This is a genomic window from Microcoleus sp. Pol1C5, assembly GCF_036701115.1.
In the GTDB taxonomy this organism is placed as follows: domain Bacteria; phylum Cyanobacteriota; class Cyanobacteriia; order Cyanobacteriales; family Microcoleaceae; genus Microcoleus.
This window is the reverse complement of record NZ_JAUBQE010000003.1, coordinates 93599-119388: the sequence shown is the minus strand read 5'-3', so window position 1 is coordinate 119388 and position 25790 is coordinate 93599. Positions and strand designations below refer to the sequence as shown.

General features: G+C 45.2%; 18 protein-coding genes and 1 tRNA gene. 15 read left to right on the top strand and 4 right to left on the bottom strand.

The annotated features are described in order from the left end of the window. Nucleotides 1-72 precede the first annotated feature (72 nt). The 11 genes from QUA23_RS02650 to QUA23_RS02600 all read left to right on the top strand — a co-directional run bounded on the left by QUA23_RS02650 (nt 73) and on the right by QUA23_RS02600 (nt 15561). Nucleotides 73-5187 carry a PAS domain S-box protein gene (locus tag QUA23_RS02650; protein WP_333073158.1) on the top strand — a complete coding sequence of 1705 codons (5115 nt, stop codon included), beginning with the start codon at nt 73-75 and terminating at the stop codon, nt 5185-5187. Between the two features lie 312 nt (nt 5188-5499). Continuing rightward, on the top strand, nt 5500-5727 hold the full coding sequence (locus tag QUA23_RS02645) for a hypothetical protein (RefSeq protein ID WP_190656515.1): 228 nt from the start codon (nt 5500-5502) through the stop codon (nt 5725-5727). A 322-nt stretch (nt 5728-6049) separates the two neighbouring features. Continuing rightward, nucleotides 6050-7135, top strand: a complete 1086-nt coding sequence (locus tag QUA23_RS02640; RefSeq protein ID WP_333073039.1) for an amino acid ABC transporter substrate-binding protein — start codon at nt 6050-6052, stop codon at nt 7133-7135. Nucleotides 7136-7308: 173 nt separating this feature from the next. Next, nucleotides 7309-8523 (top strand): ABC transporter permease subunit, encoded by a 1215-nt coding sequence (locus QUA23_RS02635; protein WP_333073037.1) that lies wholly within the window; start codon nt 7309-7311, stop codon nt 8521-8523. A 170-nt stretch (nt 8524-8693) separates the two neighbouring features. Further along, nucleotides 8694-9215 (top strand): DUF29 family protein, encoded by a 522-nt coding sequence (locus QUA23_RS02630; protein WP_333073036.1) that lies wholly within the window; start codon nt 8694-8696, stop codon nt 9213-9215. 117 nt (nt 9216-9332) lie between these two features. Continuing rightward, the gene (locus QUA23_RS02625; RefSeq protein ID WP_333073034.1) at nt 9333-10532 is read left to right on the top strand and encodes an amino acid ABC transporter permease; all 1200 of its coding nucleotides are present in this window, start codon (nt 9333-9335) and stop codon (nt 10530-10532) included. Nucleotides 10533-10596: 64 nt separating this feature from the next. Beyond that, on the top strand, nt 10597-11349 hold the full coding sequence (locus QUA23_RS02620) for an amino acid ABC transporter ATP-binding protein (protein WP_333073033.1): 753 nt from the start codon (nt 10597-10599) through the stop codon (nt 11347-11349). A gap of 116 nt (nt 11350-11465) precedes the next feature. After that, nucleotides 11466-13484 carry an excinuclease ABC subunit UvrC gene (gene uvrC, locus QUA23_RS02615; RefSeq protein ID WP_333073032.1) on the top strand — a complete coding sequence of 673 codons (2019 nt, stop codon included), beginning with the start codon at nt 11466-11468 and terminating at the stop codon, nt 13482-13484. 162 nt (nt 13485-13646) lie between these two features. Continuing rightward, nucleotides 13647-13717 (top strand) — tRNA-Gly (locus tag QUA23_RS02610). A gap of 426 nt (nt 13718-14143) precedes the next feature. Continuing rightward, nucleotides 14144-14821, top strand: a complete 678-nt coding sequence (locus QUA23_RS02605; protein WP_333073031.1) for an actin-binding WH2 domain-containing protein — start codon at nt 14144-14146, stop codon at nt 14819-14821. Between the two features lie 29 nt (nt 14822-14850). Further along, nucleotides 14851-15561, top strand: a complete 711-nt coding sequence (locus QUA23_RS02600) for a hypothetical protein (RefSeq protein WP_333073030.1) — start codon at nt 14851-14853, stop codon at nt 15559-15561. 26 nt (nt 15562-15587) lie between these two features. On the opposite strand, the gene QUA23_RS02595 is transcribed toward QUA23_RS02600, so the two are convergent. The 3 genes from QUA23_RS02595 to mutS form a co-directional block, all read right to left on the bottom strand. Continuing rightward, entirely contained in the window at nt 15588-16310 is a 723-nt protein-coding gene (locus QUA23_RS02595) for a DUF4276 family protein (protein WP_333073029.1), read from the bottom strand. Next, complete coding sequence (locus QUA23_RS02590) at nt 16304-17533, bottom strand: AAA family ATPase (protein WP_333073028.1); 1230 nt, start codon at nt 17531-17533, stop codon at nt 16304-16306. The genes QUA23_RS02595 and QUA23_RS02590 overlap by 7 nt, the downstream gene beginning before the upstream one ends. A 141-nt stretch (nt 17534-17674) precedes the next feature. Next, nucleotides 17675-20302, bottom strand: coding sequence for a DNA mismatch repair protein MutS (mutS, locus tag QUA23_RS02585; RefSeq protein ID WP_333073026.1), 2628 nt, complete (start codon nt 20300-20302; stop codon nt 17675-17677). Between the two features lie 745 nt (nt 20303-21047). Here mutS and QUA23_RS02580 point away from each other — a divergent pair. From QUA23_RS02580 to QUA23_RS02565, 4 genes are all read left to right on the top strand, one after another. Continuing rightward, nucleotides 21048-22214: a zinc-dependent alcohol dehydrogenase gene (locus QUA23_RS02580; RefSeq protein ID WP_333073025.1), complete on the top strand. Its 1167-nt coding sequence runs from the start codon at nt 21048-21050 to the stop codon at nt 22212-22214. A gap of 27 nt (nt 22215-22241) precedes the next feature. Then, entirely contained in the window at nt 22242-22451 is a 210-nt protein-coding gene (locus QUA23_RS02575; RefSeq protein WP_333073024.1) for an acetyltransferase, read from the top strand. A 370-nt stretch (nt 22452-22821) separates the two neighbouring features. Next, on the top strand, nt 22822-23676 hold the full coding sequence (locus QUA23_RS02570; protein WP_333073023.1) for a manganese catalase family protein: 855 nt from the start codon (nt 22822-22824) through the stop codon (nt 23674-23676). A gap of 225 nt (nt 23677-23901) precedes the next feature. Further along, nucleotides 23902-24585, top strand: a complete 684-nt coding sequence (locus QUA23_RS02565) for an HAD family hydrolase (RefSeq protein WP_333073022.1) — start codon at nt 23902-23904, stop codon at nt 24583-24585. 10 nt (nt 24586-24595) lie between these two features. Here QUA23_RS02565 and QUA23_RS02560 read toward each other — a convergent pair whose 3' ends face one another. Further along, nucleotides 24596-25780 (bottom strand): AAA family ATPase, encoded by a 1185-nt coding sequence (locus QUA23_RS02560; RefSeq protein ID WP_333073021.1) that lies wholly within the window; start codon nt 25778-25780, stop codon nt 24596-24598. Nucleotides 25781-25790 lie beyond the last annotated feature (10 nt).

Sequence of the window (25790 nt, the reverse complement as noted above, 5' to 3'; positions counted from 1 at the left end):
TTTTAAGATGATTGTTTGAAAAAGTTTAAAAATCAATAATTATAATATAAGCAAACCAGTTTGGTGAGCACTATGCAAATCCTAGCCGCCAGCCTCAAAGCACAAGTCCGCCAGCGTACCTTGGAACTGCAAGTTCTCAACGAACTTACTGCAAAAGTTCAAGCCGCTCTCAGCGTTGAGGAAATTTGGTCTGCGTGTCTGGCACATCTCGATCGCCTCATTCCCACACAGGCGATCGCCATTTTGACGCTACCGGACGATCGAATATACCTGGAACACTTACAGCCGTTAAGTGCTAGCGCCAAAGCCGAAATTGAAGGGCGCTTGCAAGCTGCTCGCAGTGAATGGCTTGCTGGCAATCGGGACTGGGCGCACAACATCGCTCCGCCACCAATTACTCAGTTTCAGTCTGTCTTGATGGCATCAGCCAACTCGGATGAAACTGATGAAACTGAAGAATTGTTGGGAGTATTTTTCATCGGTGCAGAGCAGGAAAATGCTTTTAATTTGGAACATCTTTGTTTGCTCCACACTGTCGCTCAAATTTGTGCGAAACAGTTAATAACTTTAGCACGTAAAACGAGCAGTGTCAAGGATGAAATTAAAAATAATTTTGCTCTGGATTCGGAAAGTCAAGAACTATTATTGCGGGCTGTAATGGACGAGGCCCCGGACGGAGTTTTTGCGAAAGATAGAAACTTGAGATACATTTTTGTAAATCAAAGTTTTGCTGAATGTGTGGGGAAAAATGTTGAGGAAATTATCGGCAAAGATGATATTGAATTAGGGTTTTCAGCCGAATTAGTATTTGGCGATCGCAACCGCCAAATTAAGGGCATCCGCGAGGAAGATCGAGCTGTGCTGGCTGGGGAGAGGGTTCGCAATCCCTACCAGGCGATCGTCTTTGAAAGTGGCAAACAGCACGTCTTTGATACGCAAAAAGTGCCACTGTGCGATGCAGAGGGTAATATATTTGGGGTTTTGGGTTTTTCTAGAGAAATTGGTCAATTGCAGGCCACAGATGAAGCGAGGAATCAAAGCCAAGCCAAACTGCAAAAAATTACTGCTAGCGTACCAGGTACGGTATATCAAATTGACTTGCATCCAGACGGCTCGATGGCTTTCTCGTTTGTGAGCGCGGGCTGCCGAGAATTGTATGAAATAGAACCAGAGGTGGCTCAGCAGGATTTTAATGTAATTGTTGACATGATTCATCCCGAAGATCGAGATGATTTTCTCAACTCGGTGACGCTTTCTGCTGAAAATTTGCAGCCTTGGCGGTGGGAAGGAAGAATTGTCACTCCGTCAGGAAAACTTAAATGGGTGCAAGGAGCTTCCCAGCCAGAATTCCAAGCATCGGGCGAGATAGTTTACTACGGCTTGTTCACGGATATTAGCGCCCGGAAACAAGCTGAACGGAAGCTGCAACTTTATCAACAAATCTTTTTGAAATCCAACGATGCGATCGCGATCTTAGACCCCGAAGGCTATTACTTAGAAACCAATCAAGCTCACACGGCTTTGCTGGGTTACAGCGCGTCAAAATTGTGGGGAAAAACGCCTGCCACTCACATGGGAGAACAGGCATTTATGTCTGTGCTGCAAAGCTTGGCAGAAACAGGGAGTTACCGAGGCGAAATAACCTGTATTAAGGCTATGCAAGCAGGAACAGTTGAGGTGGAGGTTTCGGCTTTTGCGGTTTTAAATGATGCTGGGGATGTAGTTTGTTACGTAAGTGTCAAAAGAGACATAACCGAACGCAAGCGAGCTGAGGAAAAACTCAAGCTTTACCGAGAAATATTTTTAAACTCCAATGATGCGATCGTCATTATTGATGCTGACGGGTTTTTCCTCGAACAAAATCTTGCTCACCAAACGCTTCTAGAATACACAGACGCGGAATTACAAGCAGAAGCTTCGCCACTGGTTGCGGGAGAGTGTTTTTCGGCAATTGCCCAAAGTTTAGAGAAAACAGGAAGTTTTCGGGGCGAAATTACTACCTGCACTAAAAAAGACCAGACGCTGGCGATCGACGTTGCGGCATACTCTGTGATTAACAACGCCAATGATGTAATTTGTCACGTCTGCGTCAAGCGCGACATTACCGAACGCAAAAAAGGAGAAGAAGAACGGCAAAAATTTGTGTCGCTGATTGAAAACAGCAGCGATTTTATCGGTATGGCTACCCTGAAAGGCAAAACACTGTTTGTCAACGAAGCCGGACGAAAACTGGTTGGTGTAGAGAATCTTTCGGCAGTGCTTTATACGGAGATATGGGATTATATTGGGCCGTATTTTCAACATAAATTCGGTCAAGAAATTTTACCAACAATTATCAGTCATGGCCAGTGGCAAGGCGAAGGTCAAATGCAGCACTTGGGCAACGGACAACCCATTGATGTTGTGATGAATGCTTTTCTGGTCAAGCACCCTCAAACCACCGAACCGCTGTGCTTTGCTGCGGTAATTCGCGATGTCACCGAACGCAAGCAAGCTGAGAGAATGCTGCGGGAACAAGCAGAACAAGAACGGCTGGTTTCGGCGATCGCCCAGCGAGTCCGCCAGTCTCTCAACCTCACTCAAACTCTGAGCACTGCTGTACACGAAGTGCGACAGTTGCTGGCAACTGACCGCACGGTAATTTATCGTTTTGAGTCCGAGGAAACAGCGCTGGTTGTTGTGGAATCTGTAGGGGATGATTGGATGCCCCTGCTGGGCAGAAAAGTTCAAAGAACATCCTTTGGGGAAAGTTATGTATGGCTGTACAGTGCAGAAACAATTCAAGCAATGGCAGATATTTATACGGCAAATTTGAGCGAGGAACACCGAGATTTACTTGCTAGTTTGCAGGTAAGGGCTAATTTAGTTGTACCAATTTTTATAGGCGATGAAAGTCAGGGGTTGGCAGCCGAATATTCGCCGGAAACTCGAATTGAACCGCCGGGAAGGAGTTTGGAAACGAGTCAAAATCGGTTGTGGGGGTTGCTGATTGCCCATCAGTGTAGCGCTCCGCGTGTTTGGACTGATTCTGAGATGGATTTGCTGGGAAGGTTGAGCGTGCAGTTGGCGATCGCCATTCAGCAATCTACTCTTTTTGAACAAGCACAGCAGGCCCGAGAAGCAGCCCTAGAAGCGTCTCGAATGAAGTCGTTATTTTTAGCAAATATGAGTCACGAAATCCGTACTCCGATGAATGGAGTGATGGGGATGACGGATTTGCTGCTGAAAACGAATCTTACTCCCGAACAGCTTGACTTTGTACAGACGCTGAAACTCAGCGGTCAAAATTTACTCTCCATCATTAATGATATTCTGGATCTCTCCAAACTGGAAGCAGGAGAAATGCGCTTAGAAATACTAGAATTTAACCTCAGTATCTGTATGAATGAAGTGCTGGATTTGTTGGCAACTCCCGCACAAGAAAAAGGTATAGAAGTGGTGGCACTGATTGACAGCGACGTGCCGCTGCAAATTAAAGGCGATGCAGCACGGTTGCGGCAAATACTCACTAATTTGATCAACAATGCTATTAAGTTTACAGAAGCAGGAGAAGTGGTAATAGAGGTTGCTAATGCTAGTAATCCTGGGTTATTGGCAGACAGCGATACTCAGAAAATTTTAGAGAATATCGAACCGTTAAAAATAGAAAATAATGAGTCGATGCTCCTGCTGTTTAAAGTGACAGATACAGGAATTGGGATTGCTCCAGAAAACAAAAAAAAGCTGTTTCAATCTTTTACTCAAGTTGATGCCTCTACAACAAGAAAATATGGGGGCACAGGTTTGGGTCTGGCTATTTCTAAGGAGTTGGTGGAGTTAATGGGTGGGCAAATCGGTGTGGAAAGTACCCCTGGCAAAGGATCGACTTTTTGGTTTACTGTGCCGACAGTTAATGAAAATTTAACTGCTGTCGGGACAGCGTGCGAAGTGAATTTTGAAACGGTGCTGGCCGGGCGAAAAATGTTAGTTGCCAGCGACAAGCCGACAGTGCGAAAAGTGCTAGTGAGAATGGCTGTTTTGTGGGGAATGGAGGTTGAGGAGGTTGAGAACGGTTGGATGACGATCGCATCTCTGTACAAAGCTGTCAGCCTTAATTCCCCTTACGATATCGTTTTGGTTGATATTCAGTTGCCGGAAATGGTGGCGGGAAGTCTCGAACGCTTGAGGATTTCTGAGCCGGCAATGCAGCAGACAAAGTGGGTGGTGCTGACTTCAATGACTCAGCTTGGAGAGGCGAAACGCTTGGTAGATAGCGGTTTTAGTGGCTATTTAACTAAACCTGTGAAAGCTCACCGACTATTTGATTGCTTGGCGAATGCGATCGCCCCGATGACGCTGATTGATGAGCCGCGAGCAAATCCAACGTCCAATCGAGCCTCAGCTATTGACAACCGGGACTTAGCAAGTTTAAAGATTTTGTTAGTTGAAGATACTCCAATCAATCAAAAAGTTGGTCTGAATCAACTCAGAGTTTTGGGATGCGCGGCGGATGTGGCCAATAACGGTGCAGAGGCGGTATCTATGGTTGCTCTAAAAAAATATGACATTGTGTTGATGGACTGTCAGATGCCGGTTTTGGACGGTTACGAAGCAACGCTGCAATTGCGCCGCCTAGAAGCGGCAGATGTTGCTGCTGGGAAGATGCAGCCGCATCAAAAGACGGTGGTGATTGCGATGACGGCGAATGCTTTGAAGGGCGATCGCGAAAAGTGTCTGGCCGCGGGCATGGACGATTATATTAGCAAACCTATTGCGATTGAAAAGTTAAAATCGGTACTAGAAAATTGGTCCGCCAAGCTAAAAATTGAAACTCCCAAGTTTAAGGGCGAGGAACTTCAAAATTCTGAGCCAGATATCGAATCGGTAGTCGATATGGCACGTTTGCACGAAATTTCGGGCGCTGATTTAGAGTTTGAGCGGGAAATACTGCTAGCTTTTGTGGTGGATAGTGCTAGTTATTTAGAAGCTGCTAAGGAGGCGATCGCCTCGGGAGATATGGAGACACTGGCCCGCCACGCTCATCAAATTAAAGGTGTCAGCGCTACGGCGGCGGTGCGGTTAATGCCCGATATGGCAGATCAGCTTCAAAGTCGGGCCGAATCAAATGATTTGGAGGGGGCTACAAAAATCGTCGCTGAATTAGAAGTAATTCTGGGGGGGGTTGAAAAGTTGGTGGCTAGTGACTAATCAATTTTGTTTTGAACCGGGCTCTCCAGCCCGATCCCCGACAGCTCTTGGCAGCCCCCGCGAGCGAGCGCGTGTAAAGATTTTTAATTTTTTATCAAGATATTTATCTCAATGTGAAGGAATTGGGAACTCTTATAACATCTTGTGTGTTGTAACTTATGACACTACTGTATTAAGTTATTGTGGTCAAATATAAAATAATCATTAAGCCGATAGCTTTGAGGCTACTTTTCGTCTACCGGCTTGAGACACCAAGACTAGCTTTTCGCTAGGCCCGCCCATTAAGTGCGTATTTACGCTCAACGAGGTTTTATGACTCCAGTCATGTTACGCCAACTCTGGTCATTAATTGAGACCACCCAAGCTACTTTGTTAGTCAATTTGGACGATGCGACCTTGGTACAGTGGCTGCTAAAGCAGTTAAAGACGAACTCTGCGCTTAATGGCAAAGAAGCAGATGTGTTGGACGAATACATCCAGTCTCGGCTTTCCCTAATCCGCGATTTAGCTGAGCAGCGGCTAGCACCAGAGCTACTGTGAGCCCATTCAATCAAAATCGTATAAATGTTCCAGGGAAGGGCGATGAGCCCTCGCGCTGGGCAGAAATAGCAGAAAAGAAACCGGGTTTCAAGGATAAATCTTAGGTTTGACGACCAGACCTCCAGCCGGAAACCGGGTTTCCAACTCTGGGCTCCCAGTTTGCTAAAAAAAAACAGGCGGGTAGTCGGTGCAGTGGCCGCAGTGCAGCACCGGATGCAGAATGGCTAATTTGAAGCCGGAGGCTGTTGTAGTTCGCAGATCATCGCCACAGTTCTCGACAGCTACAAGGTAGGATTGTCAGGAAAGCGTTCTACTAAAATCTATGCGTAAATGGGGATTTCTGCTACTAGCAAGCGTGTTATTTGTGGCACCGTTGGCATCTTGTAGGGATCGATCGGCACAAATCGGACAAACAACAGCAACAACTACTGCAGGTGGCAACTCGCAACAAGGTTCCAGCCGGATAGATACAATTGTCAGCCGCGGCAAACTGATTTGTGGCGTCAGTGGCGAACTGCCGGGTTTTAGCTTTGTAGACGAAAAGGGCAAATATTCGGGACTGGATGTGGATGTGTGCAGGGCGGTAGCGGCGGCAATATTTGACGATCCCGAAAAAGTCGAGTACCGAAAGCTCAACGCTAAAGATAGATTTACAGTTTTGCAGGCGGGAGAAATCGACATTCTCAGCCGAAATACCACCTACACGGCGAGTCGCGACAGCACTACCGGACTGGAATTTGCCCCGGTGATCTTTTATGACTCTCAAAGCATCATGGTCAAAAAAGACAGCGGCATCAAAAGTTTAAAAGATTTTGCGGGCAAATCTATCTGCGTGCAGACAGGTACGAGCACCGAACAAAATTTGTCCGACCAAATGCGAAAATTAGGAGTTAAATACACTCCTGTGGTATTTGAAGACGTGAATGCTGTCTTTGCTACCTATCAAGAAGGTCGCTGTCAAGGTGTTACTGCCGATCGATCGCAACTTGTTTCTAAGCGGACAACTCTGCCGAATTCCGAAAATAATGTTGTTTTGCCCATCGTGATGTCAAAAGAACCGTTAGCCCCAGCGGTGAAAAGCGGCGATCCTAAATGGTCGGACGCGGTGAAATGGGTTATTTTTGCGGCCATTGAAGCTGAAGATTTAGGAATTAATTCGGGAAATGTAGACCAAATTGTGGCAAGCACTACAGACCCGAACGTCAAACGTTTGCTAGGAACAGAAGGAGATTTAGGTAAAGGTTTGGGACTCCCGAACGACTACGCAGTCCGCGTTGTGAAGAAAGTCGGGAATTACGGGGAAATGTACGATCGCAACCTCGGCCCGAAAAGTACACTCAAGTTAGAACGGGGTCAAAACAGACTCTGGAAAGATGGCGGTTTGCTTTACTCGCCGCCGTTCCGTTAATTTTAGTTAACAGTTGACAGTTAACTGTTAACTGTTAACAGTTAACCAACAAAATATTTTAGACAGCAAGGTAATCCGCGCTTACACGACTTTTAAGGTGCTTTCTAGGTCTACCCTAGAAGATATTTTAGGCCGGCTAAAGTTAGGTATAGTGCGCTATACATTAAACAGTTATGAACCCAGAACCTCAACCGGGCAAATCGCAGAAATTGCCCAAATTTAAAGATATATCAAAACTGCTGCGGGACGATCGCTTCTGGAAAATAGCCGGACAGGCGATCGCCCTAATTTTAGTAATAGTTGTTGTTGCCATTCTCTGGGATAATCTCAGTGCCAATTACTCGCAACTGGGGATTGCGTTTGGATTTGATTTTCTCAATTCCCAAGCATCTTTTGACATCGGTGAAAGTGTAATCCCCTACAGTCCCGCCAACAGTTACAGGCAAGCTTATTTTGTCGGTTTAATCAACTCGCTGCGGGTGATGGGTATCGGCATTATTTTTGCAACAGTTGCGGGTTTGACGGTAGGAATTGCGCGCCTTTCCGACAATTGGCTGCTGCGGAGTTTGGCTGGTTTGTATGTGGAAATTTTGCGAAATACGCCGTTATTGCTGCAATTATTTTTCTGGTATTTTGCAGTTTTCATTTCCCTGCCCAAACTGGAAGACAACCCGCAGTTACGCGGGCCGATTTACTTGACAAATCGTGGCATTGCTGTACCAACACCGGTGGCTTTGCCGGGTTTTGAGATTTGGTTGATTTTGCTAACTGTCGGAGTTTTGGCGGCGGTGGCGCTGTGGATGTGGCGGGCGCGGGTGATGTGGGAAGAAGCTAAGCCGGGAAGACATTTGTTTTGGGCTCTAGGTGCGATCGGGCTAAGTGCAATCTTAGCTTTTATTATCACCAAAAATCTGCCTTTTCGGCTAGATTTCCCCCGCCTGACACCAGAATTGCAACTCGAAGGAGGATTAAAATTAACTCCTGAATTTGCCGCCCTGGTGACAGGACTCAGCTTGTATACTGGCAGTTACATTGCAGAAATTGTGCGGGCCGGAATTCAGTCAGTATCGAGAGGTCAGTGGGAGGCGGGAAAGTCTTTGGGGCTGAAGTCTGGAACAATGATGCGGATGGTAATTTTGCCACAAGCTTTGCGGGTGATTGTGCCGCCTTTAACCAGTCAGTATCTGAATTTAGCTAAGAATTCGAGTTTAGCGGTTGCGGTTGCTTATCCCGACGTTTATTTTGTGGTGGGTTCTCCGACGTTGAATCAGACCGGTCGCGCGATCGAAGCAATGTTAATTATCATGGTAACATACCTAACAATTAGTTTGATAGTTTCTCTGTTCATGAATTGGTACAATAAAACCGTACAAATCAAGGAGAGGTAAATAGTTTATATTTAATCTATTTTAATTGGAATAAAATGAGAGTGCGTTAAATGGCATACAGTGACTTTAGCTTAGACCGAGTAACTAAAACTTGTGAGTTGAGGATTAAGCAATAATAAATAACTCACAACTATCTTTGGCTTGCTAGTATCAAATTGGAGGTGGATCAAATGACACAAGAATTAATTGCTCTTAGAAAGAGCATATTGGAAGGAAGGTATACGGATGCTTTGGCAATAGTCGATGAGTTAGATGGAATGAGCAAACAGGCTATTTTGCGACAAATCCAATCTTTTTTAAATATTTTGCTTATTCACTTGATTAAAAATCAAGTTGAACATCGATTAACTGGTTCTTGGGCAAGTTCGATTCGCAATGCAATTAGAGAAATTAAAAAGGTAAATATTAAAGATAATAAAACATCTTATTACATCAATTCTGATGAATGGGAGAGTTTTATAGAGGAGGAGGTGATTGAGGATGCGATTGCCGAGGCTGCGGAGGAAGTATTGAATGGTGTTTATACTCAATTTCAACTTGCAGAGATGGTGGATAGAAACCTGATTATTCAAACTGCTGTGAGGTTATTGAACTTGACTTATATCCATTCCGCCAAAGATTTACCCGCAGTGTTAGCCCAGCATTTAAGTCAGTTACCAGGTGGAGAAGATTGGATAAATCGGCGAAAATAAGTAGGATTTTTTTTAGCTGTGGCGATTGGAAATCGCGTCTAGACAAACAAAATCCGCCTACGCGGGTTAATAAAATAACTGGTTGTTACTCTACGTCATAGGATTGAAAACCGCTATATGGAAACTGTCCCCATATTACCGCCCCCAGCCACCGAATCGCCTACCCCTTGGAATTGGGCGCGCAAAAATTTATTTAGTACCTGGTACAACAGCATTCTGACGGTAGTTTGCCTAATTCTAGCCTTCCAAACTATTAAAGGAATTATCGTTTGGGCAACAACAAAAGCTCAGTGGCGCGTTTTAGAAGCTAACTTGCCACTATTTTTCGCCGGCAGATTTCCCCGCGAATCCTACTGGCGGCTGTGGATAGTAACGGCCATAATTGCCTTGTTGGGAGGATTAACTTGGGGAAACATTCAGCGGCAAGAACGTCTTTGGAATCCGCCTTTACTAATTATACTCGGTGCTGCGGTTGTAGGTGCGGTCATTTCGCCGATCGACCTAACCTCTCGCCTCTACCTCTTAGGAATTATTATCGCAGCCGCCGCCAGCTATGTCATCGGCAGGCAAATTCACCCCAAAATCATGGGCTGGATGCCAGCAATTTGGGTTCTTTCTTTCCCAATAGTTTTGTGGCTAATTAAAGGCGGGTTGGGTTTGGCCGAAGTGTCAACAAATGATTGGGGCGGTTTAGTATTGACTCTGTTTTTAGCAGTTATTAGTATTGTGCTTTCCTTTCCTTTGGGAGTATTGCTAGCACTGGGCAGACAAAGTTCTTTGCCAGTTGTAAGACTGTTATCAACACTATACATTGAAATTATTCGCGGTTTACCCTTAATTGGCATTTTGTTTTTAGGTCAAGTGATGCTGCAACTCTTTTTGCCACCAGAATATCCGAAATTGGATAGAGTAATTAGAGCCATTGCTGGATTAACGTTATTTAGTGCGGCATACTTGGCGGAAAACGTGCGCGGTGGCTTGCAGGCCGTGCCCAGGGGACAAATAGAAGCAGCGAGGTCGATCGGACTCAATACACCCCTACTCACAATTCTCATTGTACTGCCTCAAGCACTGCGAATAGTCATTCCGGCGATCGGCGGTCAATTCATCGGATTATTCATGGATACATCCCTGCTATCTCTATTCGGAATGTTAGAATTAATCGGAATATCCCGCGCAGTTTTAGCAAATCCATCCTATATCGGCAGGTACGCCGAAGTTTACATATTCGTAGGCATCATTTATTGGATATTTTGCTACTCAATGTCCCTAGCCAGCCGCAAAATAGAGCGAACATTAGGAGTAGGCCAGCGCTAAAAAATCATCAACTTTCATCAGCGTTCATCTGCGTTCATCTGCAGTTAAAAAATAAAAAAATATTATGGAAACTCAACTAACAGCCCCAGAACAAGTAATCGTAGCAGAAAACGTCCACAAATGGTACGGACAATTTCACGTACTGCGAGGTGTCAGCATGACCGTAAACCGAGGTGAAGTCGTTGTCGTGATGGGGCCTTCTGGTTCGGGAAAATCGACGTTTATTCGCACATTCAACGCATTAGAAGAATACCAAAAAGGTAAAATTACGATCGACGGAATCGAACTTTCCCACGACTTACGCAACATCGAGACAATTCGCCGCGAAGTAGGAATGGTGTTTCAGCAATTTAACCTGTTTCCCCACTTATCAGTTTTGCAAAACGTCATGCTAGCGCCAGTATGGGTGCGCCGCTGGCCCAAGAAAAAAGCCGAAGAAGTGGCAATGCAACTGTTAGAAAGAGTGGGAATTTTGGAACAAGCAAAAAAATATCCCGGACAGTTGTCTGGAGGACAGCAGCAGCGGGTCGCTATTGCACGTTCTCTAGCCATGCAGCCTAAAATCATGCTGTTTGATGAACCGACATCAGCATTAGACCCGGAGATGGTGCGCGAAGTGTTAGATGTAATGCGAAATTTGGCTCAAACTGGAATTACAATGGTAGTGGTGACTCACGAAGTCGGGTTTGCGCGCGAAGTTGCCGATCGCATTGTGTTGATGGATGGCGGTGTTTTAGTGGAAGAAGCCCAACCAGAAGAGTTTTTTCAGAACCCGAAGGAAGAACGCACCCGCAAGTTTTTATCTCAGATACTGTAAGTGATTTTCCAGTTTAATCGGTGGGTTTGGCGGCGGTAGCAGCAGTCAAAATCGACCTAATTAAGGTAAAATAAAAGAGTGTACAATCAGTCTCTATTTTGCTGAGATAGCTTGCAATGCCATCCACAAAAACTCTGCCGTTAGTTAAAGACTCGGAACGCCTAGAAAGTCGCCTCAAAGAAATTCCGGCGGTTCCTGGTGTATATTTAATGCGAGACGAGAGCGATCGCATCCTTTACATCGGCAAATCCAAAAAACTCCGAAACCGCGTCCGTTCCTACTTCCGCGAAAGCCAAAATCTTAGTCCCCGCATCGCGATGATGGTGCAGCAAGTGCGCGAAATTGAATTCATCGCCACCGACACCGAAGCAGAAGCTTTAGCGTTAGAAGCAAACCTCGTAAAACAGCACCAACCTTACTTTAATGTCCTCCTCAAAGATGATAAAAAATATCCTTATTTGTGCATAACTTGGTCTGAGGAATACCCGCGCATTTTTATCACCCGCAAGCGCCGCGCAGGTAGTGCCAAAGACCGCTATTACGGCCCTTACGTCGATACAGGGGCACTGCGGAGTACGCTACATTTAATTAAGCGAATTTTCCCGCTGCGGCAGCGCCCTCAACCGCTGTTTAAAGACCGTCCCTGTTTGAATTACGACATCGGGCGCTGCGTTGGCGTTTGTCAAGGGTTAACTTCGCCGGAAGAATATCGAAAAATCATCCAAAAAGTAGCGATGATTTTCCAGGGAAGGACTGAGGAATTGCTCGATATTTTGCAGCCCCAAATGGAAGAGGCAGCCGAAGATTTAAACTTTGAAACGGCGGCGCGCATTCGGGACCAAATTAAGGGTTTGCAGTCTTTGAGTGCGGGTCAAAAAGTGTCTTTGCCCGACGATACGGTTTCTAGAGATGCGATCGCACTTGCAGCCGACACCCAGCACGCTTGCGTTCAATTGTTCCAAATTCGGGCCGGTCAATTGGTCGGAAGATTGGGATTTATGGCGGAAATACCTCCCCAACCCCCCCTTGCAAAGGGGGAGCAAGAGTTATCTCAACTTTCTCTTTCCTCCCCCCCAAGCCTTGGGGAGGAACCAAAAGGGATAGAGGCCGGAGCGATTTTACAGCGGGTGTTGGAAGAACACTATCAAAATGTCGAATCCGTAGAAATTCCCAGCGAAATTTCTGTGCAGTACGAATTGCCAGAAGCGGAAATATTAGCCGATTGGTTGAGCAACCGTAAGGGGCGCAAAGTTACGATTTTGACGCCGCAGCGGCAAACTAAGGCTGAGTTGATTGAGATGGTGGAACGCAATGCTGAGTATGAATTGGCGAGAATGCAAAGATTGAGCGATCGCAATTCTCAAGCAATGCAAGATTTAGCAGAAATTCTCGATTTGCCAGAAGTTCCTCGCCGCATTGAAGGTTACGATATTTCTCACATTCAAGGTTCTGACGCCGTAGCTTCCCGCGTCGTATTTATTGACGGTTTGCCGGCAAATCAACACTACCGCCATTACAAAATTAAAAATCCTGAAATTAAATCGGGTCATTCTGATGATTTTGCTAGTTTAGCAGAAGTTATCGGTCGCCGATTCCGAGGATTGAAGGAAGAAGAAACGGCCAAGATGGAAGATGGATTTAGCGATTTAGAAGAACCTGCAGAAATCAGCAATTTATCCTCGGTTTCTCATACTATTTCCGACAAACCAGACTTAATTATGATAGATGGCGGCAAAGGTCAACTGTCAGCAGTTGTGGCTGTTTTGCGGGAAATGAATTTGCTAGAAGAGTTGCGCGTTGTCAGTTTGGCAAAGCAGCGAGAGGAGATATTTTTGCCGGGGGAATCTTTGCCACTGCAAACTAATTCTGAGCAGCCTGGGGTACAATTATTGCGCCGGGTGCGGGATGAGGCCCACAGATTTGCTGTGAGTTTTCACCGCGATCGAAGAAGCGAGAGAATGAAGCGATCGCGTCTTGATGAAATTCCGGGATTGGGACACCACCGGCAAAAACAATTGTTGGCACATTTTCGGTCGATCGACTATCTCCGTTTAGCGACTCCCGAACAGTTGGCAGAAGTTTCTGGGATTGGCCCGCGTCTGGCGCAGCAAATTTACGATTATTTCCATCCGTAAAGTCTTACGCAGCATGGGAGACGGGGATTTTTGGGGCGAGGGGGCGATCGGCGCGCAAGTCCCGATTCAGCCCCGATTCCGCCTGTGTGAGGGAGGTCTTCAAAATTTTTGAACAGATCTCTTGCAATTCCCAGAGGCTTGTGGTATGTTTAGTTTCTGTGCGCGGGCATAGTTTAGTGGTAAAACTTTAGCCTTCCAAGCTAACTATGCGGGTTCGATTCCCGCTGCCCGCTTGCGCCTACAAAAACCTCAAACCAATGATAAATCAACGGTTTGAGGTTTTTTATTGCTGATTTTTTCGGTTGTCGAGGGGTCGGATTGACTAGAAATTGACTAGAAATTGGATACAAAATGACTACGATTTGACTACGGAACGAGCAAACTGAGTATCAACTGAGTATCAAATGACTACCCGATCGCCCTTTTTGGAGACAATTTGGAGACAAATGAATACAAATTGAATACAAAGCATAACTGTATTCAGTTTGAGCCGTTTAGCTGGGCAAGTATCTCTCAAAACGCCTCCACCTCTCAGCTTGCGGTGAGCTGGGTACAAGAATCATTAGTTAACATAGAGTGCCCTGGTTTGGCAAGATTGCCGATCGAACTCAGCTTGAGTTATGACTGATTCGGAGTCGCATCAGTCACAAGGAGATCCCGTGAAATATTTTTCAGTAGTAATGTATTTGCTGCGGGAACGGCAACAGTTTCTCGAAGAAATTCGCCAAGGTGTCAAGCTCAAATCTAAAATTTTCGGTTTGTTGATTTCTAGTACCGTATTTTTTAGCATTTACGGAGCGATATTAGGTGCCTCTAGTACGTGGATGCAATGTCTAGTTTCAGCAATTAAGTTGCCAGCACTTTACTTGCTGACGCTGATTATCTGCTTTCCCACACTGTACTTTTTTAATGTCATGTTTGGTTCTAAACGAACTTTTGAACAGTATTTGACATTGTTGATGACAGCGATGGCGATGATTAGCGTTTTGCTGTTTGGATTTGCACCTGTTAGTTTGTTTTTCCTCATAAGCAGTACCAATTACAATTTTTATCTGTTGCTGAATGTTGCTATCATGGCAATCACAGGATTTTTGGGAGTAAGTTTCATTTATCAAGGAATGCACTTTCTTTCAGAACAAGATGCGGAAGGCAAAGACATCAGGCTAAATATTTTGCGCTTTTGGTTGGGACTTTATGCGTTTGTTGGGACTCAGTTGGGATGGACGCTGAGACCGTTTTTGGGGTCGCCGGGAATGGCTTTTCAACTGTTCCGAGACCGAGAAAGCAATTTTTATATGAGTCTGTGGCAATCAATTATGTCTCTGGGAGGATCGTAATTAATCCCAATTAAAGGAGATTTTGAAGAGTGATACAAGCGGATTTGGAACAGTTAAAAATTTCTGAGAAGGAGTTGGAGGATTTGAGTGGAATAGCTTTGAGCGACGGTTTTGCAGCGGATTTTTACCGACCTGCTGTACTCCGGGACGGGAAAAAGCTGTTCTCTCTTTTGTTGAATGAGTTGCTAATATTTTGCGTGACATTAGTTGTTTCACTGCCTGTTGCTTTACTGGCTAATAAACATAATGTTGGTTCATTTAGCGATGCTGAGATATTTGTCAGGGTTTTACAAATAACTTTGGGTTTATCGCTGGCGATTACTGTTGCTTGGAATATCTATAAATGGGTTAAGGCAAAGCCTCTGGCAACGCTGGCGGGTCTGCTGGATGAAGTTGAGAAGTATCATGAGGTAATTCAGGCTTTATATATTATCGATCGCCTAACGGATGCTGGCAATTTACAAGCCAATTTAATTAACCGAGGAGATGCAATTGAAGCATTAAAAATTACTAGAGAAAGTTTAGTCTGTGCTTTGAAAACAGAAAGGATTCTCAGGGAAAATCAGCAATTTATCGGTCGCCGTTACGAGCTATTTGCTAATATTGAAAGTAATTTAGCTGCTTTGATGGCGGTGGATGTGAGCGATCGGGCGACTGAATACGGGCGGTTGCTGAATGAGGCTTTGGAAATTGGAATGAGCGTGCACAAAGAGGTAAGAAAGTTACAAAATGGCAAGTAAATAGGGCTTACATACACGCAATGTATTTATGTCTCTTCTTGGATTTTGGTAATTATTGTTGTGAAAAGGCGATCGCAACTAGGAGAAGCCTTGCGTACCTTGTCAACATCTAAAAGTTCTAACAGTTTGGGAGCGTGTCGTGTTTTGTGATATTTACCTTTAGAGGTTTTATTAGTGGCTGATATCAGCCACTTACTCAGGTTGTATTTGGAAACTTTCTCCACGCTTTGATTTCCCAGCCTTTTGTGAAGATAATCTTCTTTAAATCCGCCATTATAAAACTTGCTTAAAGCATCAATATTAGCAATAAACCAAGCCTCCATAGTTTGTACCATTAAGTGGCAACAGTCATCATCAAGCCCCTGGGTCGCCAAAATCCAAGGTTGGTCTTCTTTTCTGCTCCTTAAATGCTCCCAAGGTGTGTGAGTTTCAGAAACAGGAGATTCAGAATCAACAAGCAAAACATTAAAAGCATCTGGATAAGATTCCACACTCATTAGGAAATCTTCGCAAGCATCGCGGCGAGATCCAGACATGATTGACAGGATTTTTATGCCTTTGCTCTCTGCGAGATCGTAGAGTTCTTTGAAGAGATGAACAAAACCCGCTCGCAGCCCCGCCGTTGTCTCTTTTCCTGCCGGAATTTTACTCCTAAATCCCTGACGTTTTTGAGGTAGATTTTCTGTTGTACTTTCATCTTCACTTTCATCTCCAATGCCTTCAATATAAATACGAATCTCCCTTACCATCGGTTTCCTCCGATGTGTCCCATCCGCCATAAATCTCCTAGAGTGTACTTTTCCAGCCACTTTTTAAGTTGCTGAGGCTCTAGACGGCGCAAGTGACTGCCTGTGTTATTCTGTTCGCAAACTAAGACGGATTCGGGAACTTCACTCAAACCAGAAACTAAAGCATCAGAATGAGTAGTAACAATTATTTGAGTTCTTTTAGATGCGGCAATTAGCAATTCAGCAACAGTCGATAAGATATCGGGATGCAACCCTAATTCTGGTTCTTCAATACAAATCAGGGGCGGTGGACTTGGGTGGCAAAGTAAAGTCAGCAAGCACAAATAACGAAGGGTACCATCTGATAAACGGGTAGCAGGAATTGCTCTCTTGAATTTTTTATCCCTGAGAAATGTTTGTATTGTACTGCCTTCAAGTCTAGCTGTGATGTCACCTACTGCCTCGTAGAACTTTTGCAACTGCTCGATTAGTAAAGGTTTAATACCTTGGAAATCTAAATCGAGCAAAACATGAGCAAGGTTACTTGCATCTTCTTCAAGAAAGTCATTTGGTAAATCAGATGGTTGGGGCTTTCTTGGTGGCGTGTACCTGCCTAAATTCCATTCCCGATAAATACGGATATTGGAAAACTGATTGTTTAAGTAGGCTAATTCAGGGTAAAAATCTTTGTCTTGTTTTTGGGACAAAACTGATTGAGAAGGATTTATCTCGTCACGTCGAAGATGGCGTTCGCCCCTATTAGTGTATGTACTTGTTCCATCTTCTGAGACCTTTCTAATATTTAAGACTGGATTGCCATTTTGATAGCGGTAGAAAAAATATACATCTTTATAACTTGGGTCAAATTTTTCTTCATTTTCTACAGCTTCATCTACAATTTCTAGTTTTTGACCTACCATCGTGAAAGAGATTTGATAGCGTAAGGGGATAGGTTCTTCAGGGTAATCTACGGTTGCCTCGATTGTAGCTGTTGGAATATGGTTGGAATTTTTTTCATCACCTTTCCAAAGCCACTCGCCAATACCGCCTCCTTGCCGAAATGGAGTATTTATATCATTGGGTGTAGACTGTAAAATCCCCACGGCATCAATCAAGTTGGACTTCCCAGATGCGTTGGGGCCAATTAACACATTGAGGGGTTGAAGTTCTATTTCCTCTCCTTCACTTCCGTAGGATAGAAAGTTTTTTAAGCGAAGAGTTCGGATAAATCTTTTGCCTTGCATCTCATCCTCCTATTTAAAGCTTTTGATATCTTAAAGAATAGTATCACAATTTCGTCATTTTAAGGTCAGTAAGCTGGGCATTACTGACCTTAAAATAGAGTTGATAGCTAAGTCGTGGATTCGGAGCGCAATTTAATCATTTCAATCCTCAAAAATATCCAACTGTTCGCCCTCACACTCTTTTTTGCCATTTTTTTTAACACCTTTCCGCAGCCCGATCGCAATTTTGCTATGTTTCTCAATCTGCTTCATCACCTGTCTCGCCCTGTCAATCACCGACGGCGGTAAACCAGCTAATCTGCCCGCTTCAATTCCGTAAGATTTGTCAGCACCTCCCGGCTGAACTTGGTGCAAAAATACGATTTGATCCGGCAATTCTTTGACTGTCACCTGATAATTAGCGACATTATCCAAAATAGAAGCTAACTCATTTAACTCGTGATAGTGAGTCGCAAAAATTGTCCGCGCCCGAATCTCAGTTGCTAAATATTCTGCCACAGACCAAGCAATAGAAAGTCCGTCAAAAGTCGCCGTTCCCCTGCCAATTTCGTCTAACAACACCAATGATTGCGGCGTGGCGTGATTGAGAATATTTGCAGTTTCGTTCATTTCCACCATAAACGTAGATTGACCCGTTGCCAAATCGTCTACTGCACCGACGCGGGTAAAAATGCGATCGCAAATTCCCAAACTCGCCGCTTTCGCAGGCACATAACTGCCCATCTGCGCCATTAACTGGATCAAACCCACCTGCCGCAAGTAGCAGCTTTTCCCGCTAGCATTCGGCCCGGTTAAAATAATTAAATCTGGGCGGTTTAGCGAGTCTTCCCGACCCAAAAAAGCAGAATTAGGTACAAAAAATCCCGGCGGCAAAGACTTTTCCACCACAGGATGACAACCTTCAATAATTTTAATTTCCCGGCTTTCTGTCATAGTCGGGCGGCAGTAATTTTGGTAAACTGCTACTTCGGACAAACCGCACAAAACATCGACCGCCGCCACGGCGCGGGAAACGTTGCGAATAATTTCGGCGTGTTCTCCTACCTCCGATCGCACTTGAGCAAAAATATCGTATTCCAATTGATTTAAATCTTCCCGCGCTGTCAGAATTCGCACTTCCCTTTCTTTTAATTCTTCAGTGCTGTAGCGTTCTTCATTGGTGAGAGTTTGCTTGCGGGTGTAGTCCTTCGGCACTTGGTCTACTTTCGATTTGGTAATGCTGATGTAATAGCCAAAAGCTTTATTGTAGCCTACTTTTAAATTAGAAATTCCCGTCCGTTTTCTCTCTGTTGCTTCTAAATTTGCAATCCATTCTTGGTCGGCTGATGCAGTGTGGCGCATCTCATCTAGGATGGCATTGATTCCCGGTCGAATCAAACCTCCTTCTTTTAAATGAATCGGCGGTTCATCAACTAAATGAGCGTGAATTTTACTTGCTAATTCTTCTAGAATTGGCGGTACATTTTGCAGCGCTTTCAAATAGGGCGAGCGCCCTTGGGCTGCGATCGAGGCTAATGCCGGGAGTTTTCCGAGAGAATCAGCTAAAGCGACCAAATCCCGAGCGCTAGCTGTTCCTGAACCGGCGCGGCCTGTCAGTCTTTCGATGTCGTAAATTTGGCGCAGCAACTGCTGCAAATCTTGGCGCAGGGCGTTATTTTCTACTAATTCTTGAATCGTGTCGTGTCGGGCGCAAATGCCTTTAATGCTGAGCAAAGGTTGCAGCACCCAGCGGCGCAAAGCGCGGCCTCCCATTGCAGTGCTGGTTTTGTCTATAGCCCACAGCAGCGAACCGTGAAAAACCCCATCTCTCACTGTTTGAGTAATTTCAAGATTGCGGCGGGTTTGGTAGTCGAGGATGAGAAAATCGGTGAGAGTGTAAGTGTGCAATCTTTGCAAAGAAACTGCTTTTTCCTTTTGAGTTTCTTCGAGATATTGCAACAAACCTCCGGCGGCGCGCACTGCGAGGGAAAGGTGGCCGCATCCCATACCTTCGAGCGATCGCACTTTGAACTTTTGCAGGATTCTCTGTTTTGCTTCGGACAAACTAAACGGAATTTGCGATCGCAAAGAATAGCAAAACGAATTCGGCAAACAATCGGGTAAATGCTCTGATTTCTCTCCGGGCCTCAACATAGTCACCAAATCCGGCGCATTAGTCGGTACCAAGACTTCCGAAGGCTGCAAGCGCAGCAATTCTAGGGTTAATTGTTCTAAACTGTCTGCTTGGGTAGTTACGAATTCTCCCGTAGAAATATCTGTATAAGCCAATCCCCAATGTTCCCCAGCGATGACGACTGCTGCTAAAAAATTATTTTGTCTCGGTTTGAGCATTCCGTCATCAGTCAAAGTTCCGGGAGTGAGAATGCGGGTAATTTCTCGCTTGACTTGACGGCCTTCTTTCGCAGCAATCGAGGCATCTTCTACTTGGTCGCAAACTACCACAGCATAGCCTTTTTCTACTAACATTGAAGTGTAGCGATCTAGGGCGTGGTGCGGCACTCCTGTCATCGGCACTCTGCCGATTTCCTTGCCACTTTCTTTGCTAGTACAAACAAGTTCTAATTCCTGCGAAATAGTAACTGCATCTTGGAAAAAACACTCAAAAAAATCTCCGACTCGAAACAATAAAAGTGCGTGGGGATACTGTTCTTTCACTTCCACATACCGCTGCATCATCGGAGTTAGCTTGGTGAATTCTAGTAAGCGGTGGTCGGCATTGCGGATGTTGGGTTGATTGGGGTCTGTTGGGGTAGATGCAGTGTAAGGCATAAAAGGCGATCGATAAATTTTAATCTTTAACAACTTTAGCGCAAGCTCGGCTTTTAGCTCTAACTAATATACAATATTTGACGATTAATCCTCCTTAAGCAGGGTGCAGGATTCTCCTAATTGGGATGAGGTGTTGAGCTATACAAAAGTCACGCACCCTGCTTAATAATTGATAAACCCGCTTTTACGTGAGAAGTTTTCGGTCGCTGTTTATCTAAAGTGAGGCAAAATATCGGCTATAGTGAGGCAAAATGCGGAAATTTTATCCATTGTGAGAGGAGAGCGCTCGGCGATCGACAAAAACAATCTCAGCTATGTAGTTGTTAGCTGTTATAGCAGATGTTGAAGGAAGAAAGAAGAAGGAAAAATGAAAAAGGAAAAAGGCTTTAGTTATCTAGAAGAGAAGGAAGAAGGCTTTAGTTATCTAGGAGAGAAGGAAGAAGCAATCTTCCGCAACGGTTTCAGCAATTAAGAACGTTCTAACCGTCGGGTGCGGTTGCTATAACTGTTGGGGCTTAACAGAAGAATGTGAAATCCCCCGCACTTTAGTTGGAGAAGAAACTTTACATTTTCGTTATTGAAAACATCCGGAAGATAGATTTATATATTATACCTCGGATAGAGAGAAGAAATATTTTATATGCTTAAGATTAGCAACATCCAAGCGAGTAATTTATCGGCTTAGTAAAGGTATGATTTAGAATCAAAAATTTGCTCGCTAGTAGTTAACTAGAGGAAAAAAATAATGAAAGCTCTTTGCTGGCACGGAGCAAAGGATGTGCGCGTTGATAATGTACCAGACCCAACAATTATCAATCCGCGCGATGCGATAGTTAAAATCACGTCTACAGCAATCTGCGGCTCAGATTTGCACCTCTACAATGGCTTCATCCCGACAATGCAATCCGGCGACATTCTGGGTCACGAATTCATGGGGGAAGTAGTCGAACTCGGTAGCGAAGTCAAGAACTTAAAAAAGGGCGATCGCGTCATCGTTCCTTTTACTATTTCTTGCGGCAGTTGCTTTTTTTGCAACCGCGATTTGTGGTCGCTGTGCGACAACTCCAACCCCAATGCTGGGCTGGCTGAAAAAATGTTCGGTCATTCGCCTGCAGGACTGTTTGGCTACTCGCATTTAACGGGCGGCTATGCAGGAGGTCAAGCAGAATACGCGCGGGTTCCGTTTGCAGATGTCGGCCCTTTAAAAATTCCCGACGGACTTTCTGACGAGCAAGTATTGTTCCTCACCGATATCTTTCCTACCGGTTACATGGCGGCCGAAAACTGCGACATTCAGCCGGGGGATACTGTAGCTGTTTGGGGATGTGGGCCGGTCGGACAATTTGCAATCAGAAGCGCGTTTATGCTGGGGGCCGAGCGAGTAATTGCGATCGACCGCATACCGGAACGCTTGCAAATGGCGGCCGCGGCGAAAGCTGAAATCATCAATTACGAAGAAATAGACGCCGGGGAAGCAGTCACCGAAATGACGGGGGGACGCGGACCCGACTCTTGCATCGACGCGGTAGGGATGGAAGCCCACGGCACCGGTCTCGACGCTTTGTACGACAAAGCCAAGCAAGCTGTGCGGTTGGAGAGCGATCGACCTACGGCCCTGCGACAAGTGATCCTCGCGTGTCGCAAGGGTGGTACAGTGTCAATTCCCGGCGTTTACGGCGGCTTCGTTGACAAAGTGCCATTAGGTGCAGCTTTCAACAAAGCCTTGACCATGAAAATGGGACAGACGCACGTTCAGCGCTATTTGCGGCTTTTGCTCGATCGCGTTCAAAAAGGCGAAATTGACCCATCATTCGTAATTACGCACCGAATGAAATTGGATGAAGCGCCCCACGGCTACGATATTTTCCTCAACAAAAAAGACAACTGCATCAAAATTGTCCTCAAACCCTAACTCGGATTTACCCTTCACGGAAAAACTATGCTTTTACAAGAAAAAGAATCAGGCGACTTGATAGAAATCCTGGATGTAGATGCTTTAATTAGCCCTACAAAAAATGAAGTGACGGGAAAAAATCAAGCTGGTCAAGAAGAGCAAGAGAAAGCAACTTTTCCAAAAAGTAATTTAGTCTTTCCTTCCGGTGAAGCTCTGCCGCGCTGTTGGACTGAGGAAAATTATCAAACTCATTGATTCCACTAATTCTCCCCATCCCGCTTAACAAGAGGGGGACTCGAAGCTAGGGGGATGGACACAGCACATAAGTGTCCGCTAAACCCGAAAAACCGCTCTCCAATAGGGGTTAATACCCCTGCCGGAGGGCGGTTTTGACGTGTTTTTTGAGACATGGAGGACACAGCGCTGTGTTTGTTTAAATAGAATGTACGATCGACCAAATTTAAGAGAGTCTTAGTTCGCGATCGCGAGAAACCGCATTAAACTAAAGTGATAAAGATAACCGGGCTTGATTTAATTTCTTTATGACTAAAAGATGATTCCCCTCGCTCGTTGGCAGCGTTACAAATAATGAAACTTGTTCAAAACACCCAGGGAGGAATTCCCCATGTTTTACCATAAGAAGCCACTACAGTATTACAAAAGACCAGAAAAGCCAGATGCCGTTTACGCCAAGAAAATACAAGAACTAATTGGCGGTACATTTGGCGAAATGACCGTGATGATGCAGTATTTATTTCAAGGTTGGAACTGCCGAGGTCCAGCCAAATATCGCGATATGTTGCTTGATGTCGGTACAGAAGAAATCGGGCATATCGAGATGCTAGCAACTATGATTGCTCACTTGTTAGATAAAGCTCCTGTATCTATGCAAGAAGAAGGTTTCAAAGATGCTGTGGTGGGTGCTGTGATGGGAGGAAACAGCCCGCGCGATGCGATCGCCGCCAGCATGAATCCGCAGCACGCAATTGTATCGGGTTTGGGCGCACTTCCTAGCGACAGCGTAGGGTATCCCTGGAACGGCCGTTATATCGTTGCTAGCGGCAATCTTTTAGCCGATTTTCGCTCGAATTTGCACGCCGAATCGCAAGGAAGATTGCAGGCTGTGCGGATGTATGAAATGTCAGACGATCCGGGCGTGAAAGACACCCTGAGTTTTATGATCGCCCGCGACACGATGCACCAAAATTTGTGGCTGGCGGCGATCGAAGATTTAGAAAGTTCGGGAATGGAAACAACACCCGTTCCGAGTTCCTTCCCGCAGGAGTTGGAAAAGTCAGAATTTGCTTATCAGTTTTGGAATCATTCTGAAGGTTCCGAAAGTAGCCAGGGACGCTGGGCGAAAGGCAAATCAATGGACGGCAAAGGCGAGTTTGAATATGTCGCCAATCCCCAACCGTTAGGGCCAGAAATAGTACCGCCGCAGCCCGATCCCAAATTGCACGGCACCGGCATGAAATAGCCAATCAAAAAGTTAATAGTAAGCTTGCCAGTCCCCGATTGACTTAAGTAATTAAGGACTAAAGTGCTTACTCCTAACCTAACACAAACGAAAGTTCTTACTACTAACCAAAGGTTAGTAGTAAGAACTTTCATCGCTGATTTGCTAATTAATTAGTTAAGGACTTCAGTCCTTACTACAAACCAGGTTTTGACAATAAGTCTAATAACTAACAACAAATAAGTTATGAAATTGCAAGCAGTAATTCTCGATATTGACGGTACTCTGACGCTCAGCAATGACGCCCACGCTCAAGCTTGGGTAGAGTCATTTGCGGCTTACGGCTACGAGGTGCCGTTCGAGAAAGTTCGCCCGCTAATTGGTATGGGAGGCGATAAAGTTATACCCAAAATGGTATCAGGACTTTCCGACGAAGCAGGCGACGGGAAAAAGATTGCACAGCGACGCAAAGAACTAATTATTAACCGTGCTCCCGAACTTTCTCCAACCCCCGGTTCGCGGGATTTGCTGTTAAAAATGCAGAAAGAAGGATTGCGGCTAATTATTGCTACTTCTGCTACCACCGAAGAACTTTCCGGTTTGCTGAAAGCTGCGCAAGTTGACGATTTATTGGATCAAGCGCAAGCGGCGACATCGAGTGATGCGGAAGCTTCTAAACCGGAACCGGATATTGTGGAAGCTGCTTTGAGCAAATTGCAGATGGAAGCAAGTCAGACGGTGATGTTAGCTGATACTCCTTACGATATCGAAGCTGCGGGCAAGTGCGGGGTGCCAGTAATTGCTTTTAGGTGCGGAGGTTTCGATGATGCTTCGCTGGCAAATGCTGCGGCAATTTACGATCACCCTGCTGATTTGTTGGCGCATTATGACGATTCTATTTTAGGGAAAAAGGAATTGGTAGCGCGTTGAAGTAATATGGCTAACTATGGGGAATAGCCGCTAAAGTAGCCGGATCGGGTACTATCCACTCAACTTGATGCGCTTCTGTGATATCTGGAATATCCAGCCGCGCAGCTAATTTGCGAATGACTGCTTCCGGTACAGTTGCTGTGCGCGATCGATTCCGCTGCAATATTTCTTCTAGAGGTACTTCCAGATAAACAATGCGAATTCGCGCTTGATAAGCAGCAAAAAAATTAATTAATTGCTGCCGCATTTGTTTAGTTGTATTCGTGGCATTCCACACAAAAGAACGCCCCTCATTTATGTATTCGCGCGCTCTTTGTTTGGCTGCTGTCACCACATTTCCAGGTGTTTCGTCGGGAGGCACATTCATCTCTTTTCGCAGTGCATCCAGCGAGATTACTGGCAAATCTGGGAGATTTTTCCGAATCCAATAATCTTTACCGCTTCCTGGCAAGCCAGACATCAAAATTACTTCGCATTTAGTGTCGTCAAATGCTTCGTAATCCGGGTTGCCGTTCTCTTTGCGGAAGTAGATAAATCGGCTGTGTGGTGATGGGAATTGTCGGGGAGAATCCCAACAATTATTTTCTTGACAAAACTCCCGAAATAGTTCTATTTTATCGAGCAGTTCTTGTCTGTCGCTACACTGACGGCCGCGCACGTCTGCTTCGGCTAAAAGTGCGAGGAAATCGCAGCGGACAACTTGACTGACTTTAATTACAGACTGCTGCGGGTTGGGTTTGTCGATCAGCCAGATGGGTAAACTGCCGAATTGGACGATCGCCACCACTGTTTCGCGAATCTCAAACTGCACAGGCGGCTCGAATTGAGATAAAATTTGTCTGACCATCCTGGCACCTTGGCGGGCGTGACCTTTTGAGCTAATTCTGCCGTCGGCTTCTATTTTTGTAAAGGCTGGTTTGGCGACATCGTGCAGCAAAGCGGTGGCAAAAAGTATCGATCGTTCTTTTTCGGGTAATTGCCGCCAATTCGGGGATGAGATTAATGCTTCGCAGACCATTTGGGTATGAATTAAAACGTCTCCTTCGGCGTGATAAATCGGGTCTTGCTGACATCCTTTTAAGTTTTGAATCCAATCGAAATGATTTTGAATGCTGTCCCAATCCAGAAACCAATCGGGCGGTTCGGGACAAAAGGGAAAAGTCCAAGTTGCCGATGGCGATAACAGTGCATTCATAAATTCACCT

What these genes read in the sequence shown, in the direction of transcription:
- QUA23_RS02650 (WP_333073158.1), top strand. Translation starts at nt 73, where the DNA reads ATGCAAATCCTAGCCGCCAGCCTCAAAGCACAAGTCCGCCAGCGTACC.
- QUA23_RS02645 (WP_190656515.1), top strand. Translation starts at nt 5,500, where the DNA reads ATGACTCCAGTCATGTTACGCCAACTCTGGTCATTAATTGAGACCACC.
- QUA23_RS02640 (WP_333073039.1), top strand. Translation starts at nt 6,050, where the DNA reads ATGCGTAAATGGGGATTTCTGCTACTAGCAAGCGTGTTATTTGTGGCA.
- QUA23_RS02635 (WP_333073037.1), top strand. Translation starts at nt 7,309, where the DNA reads ATGAACCCAGAACCTCAACCGGGCAAATCGCAGAAATTGCCCAAATTT.
- QUA23_RS02630 (WP_333073036.1), top strand. Translation starts at nt 8,694, where the DNA reads ATGACACAAGAATTAATTGCTCTTAGAAAGAGCATATTGGAAGGAAGG.
- QUA23_RS02625 (WP_333073034.1), top strand. Translation starts at nt 9,333, where the DNA reads ATGGAAACTGTCCCCATATTACCGCCCCCAGCCACCGAATCGCCTACC.
- QUA23_RS02620 (WP_333073033.1), top strand. Translation starts at nt 10,597, where the DNA reads ATGGAAACTCAACTAACAGCCCCAGAACAAGTAATCGTAGCAGAAAAC.
- uvrC (WP_333073032.1), top strand. Translation starts at nt 11,466, where the DNA reads ATGCCATCCACAAAAACTCTGCCGTTAGTTAAAGACTCGGAACGCCTA.
- QUA23_RS02595 (WP_333073029.1), bottom strand. Translation starts at nt 16,310, where the DNA reads ATGGTAAGGGAGATTCGTATTTATATTGAAGGCATTGGAGATGAAAGT.
- QUA23_RS02590 (WP_333073028.1), bottom strand. Translation starts at nt 17,533, where the DNA reads ATGCAAGGCAAAAGATTTATCCGAACTCTTCGCTTAAAAAACTTTCTA.
- mutS (WP_333073026.1), bottom strand. Translation starts at nt 20,302, where the DNA reads ATGCCTTACACTGCATCTACCCCAACAGACCCCAATCAACCCAACATC.
- QUA23_RS02580 (WP_333073025.1), top strand. Translation starts at nt 21,048, where the DNA reads ATGAAAGCTCTTTGCTGGCACGGAGCAAAGGATGTGCGCGTTGATAAT.
- QUA23_RS02575 (WP_333073024.1), top strand. Translation starts at nt 22,242, where the DNA reads ATGCTTTTACAAGAAAAAGAATCAGGCGACTTGATAGAAATCCTGGAT.
- QUA23_RS02570 (WP_333073023.1), top strand. Translation starts at nt 22,822, where the DNA reads ATGTTTTACCATAAGAAGCCACTACAGTATTACAAAAGACCAGAAAAG.
- QUA23_RS02565 (WP_333073022.1), top strand. Translation starts at nt 23,902, where the DNA reads ATGAAATTGCAAGCAGTAATTCTCGATATTGACGGTACTCTGACGCTC.
- QUA23_RS02560 (WP_333073021.1), bottom strand. Translation starts at nt 25,780, where the DNA reads ATGAATGCACTGTTATCGCCATCGGCAACTTGGACTTTTCCCTTTTGT.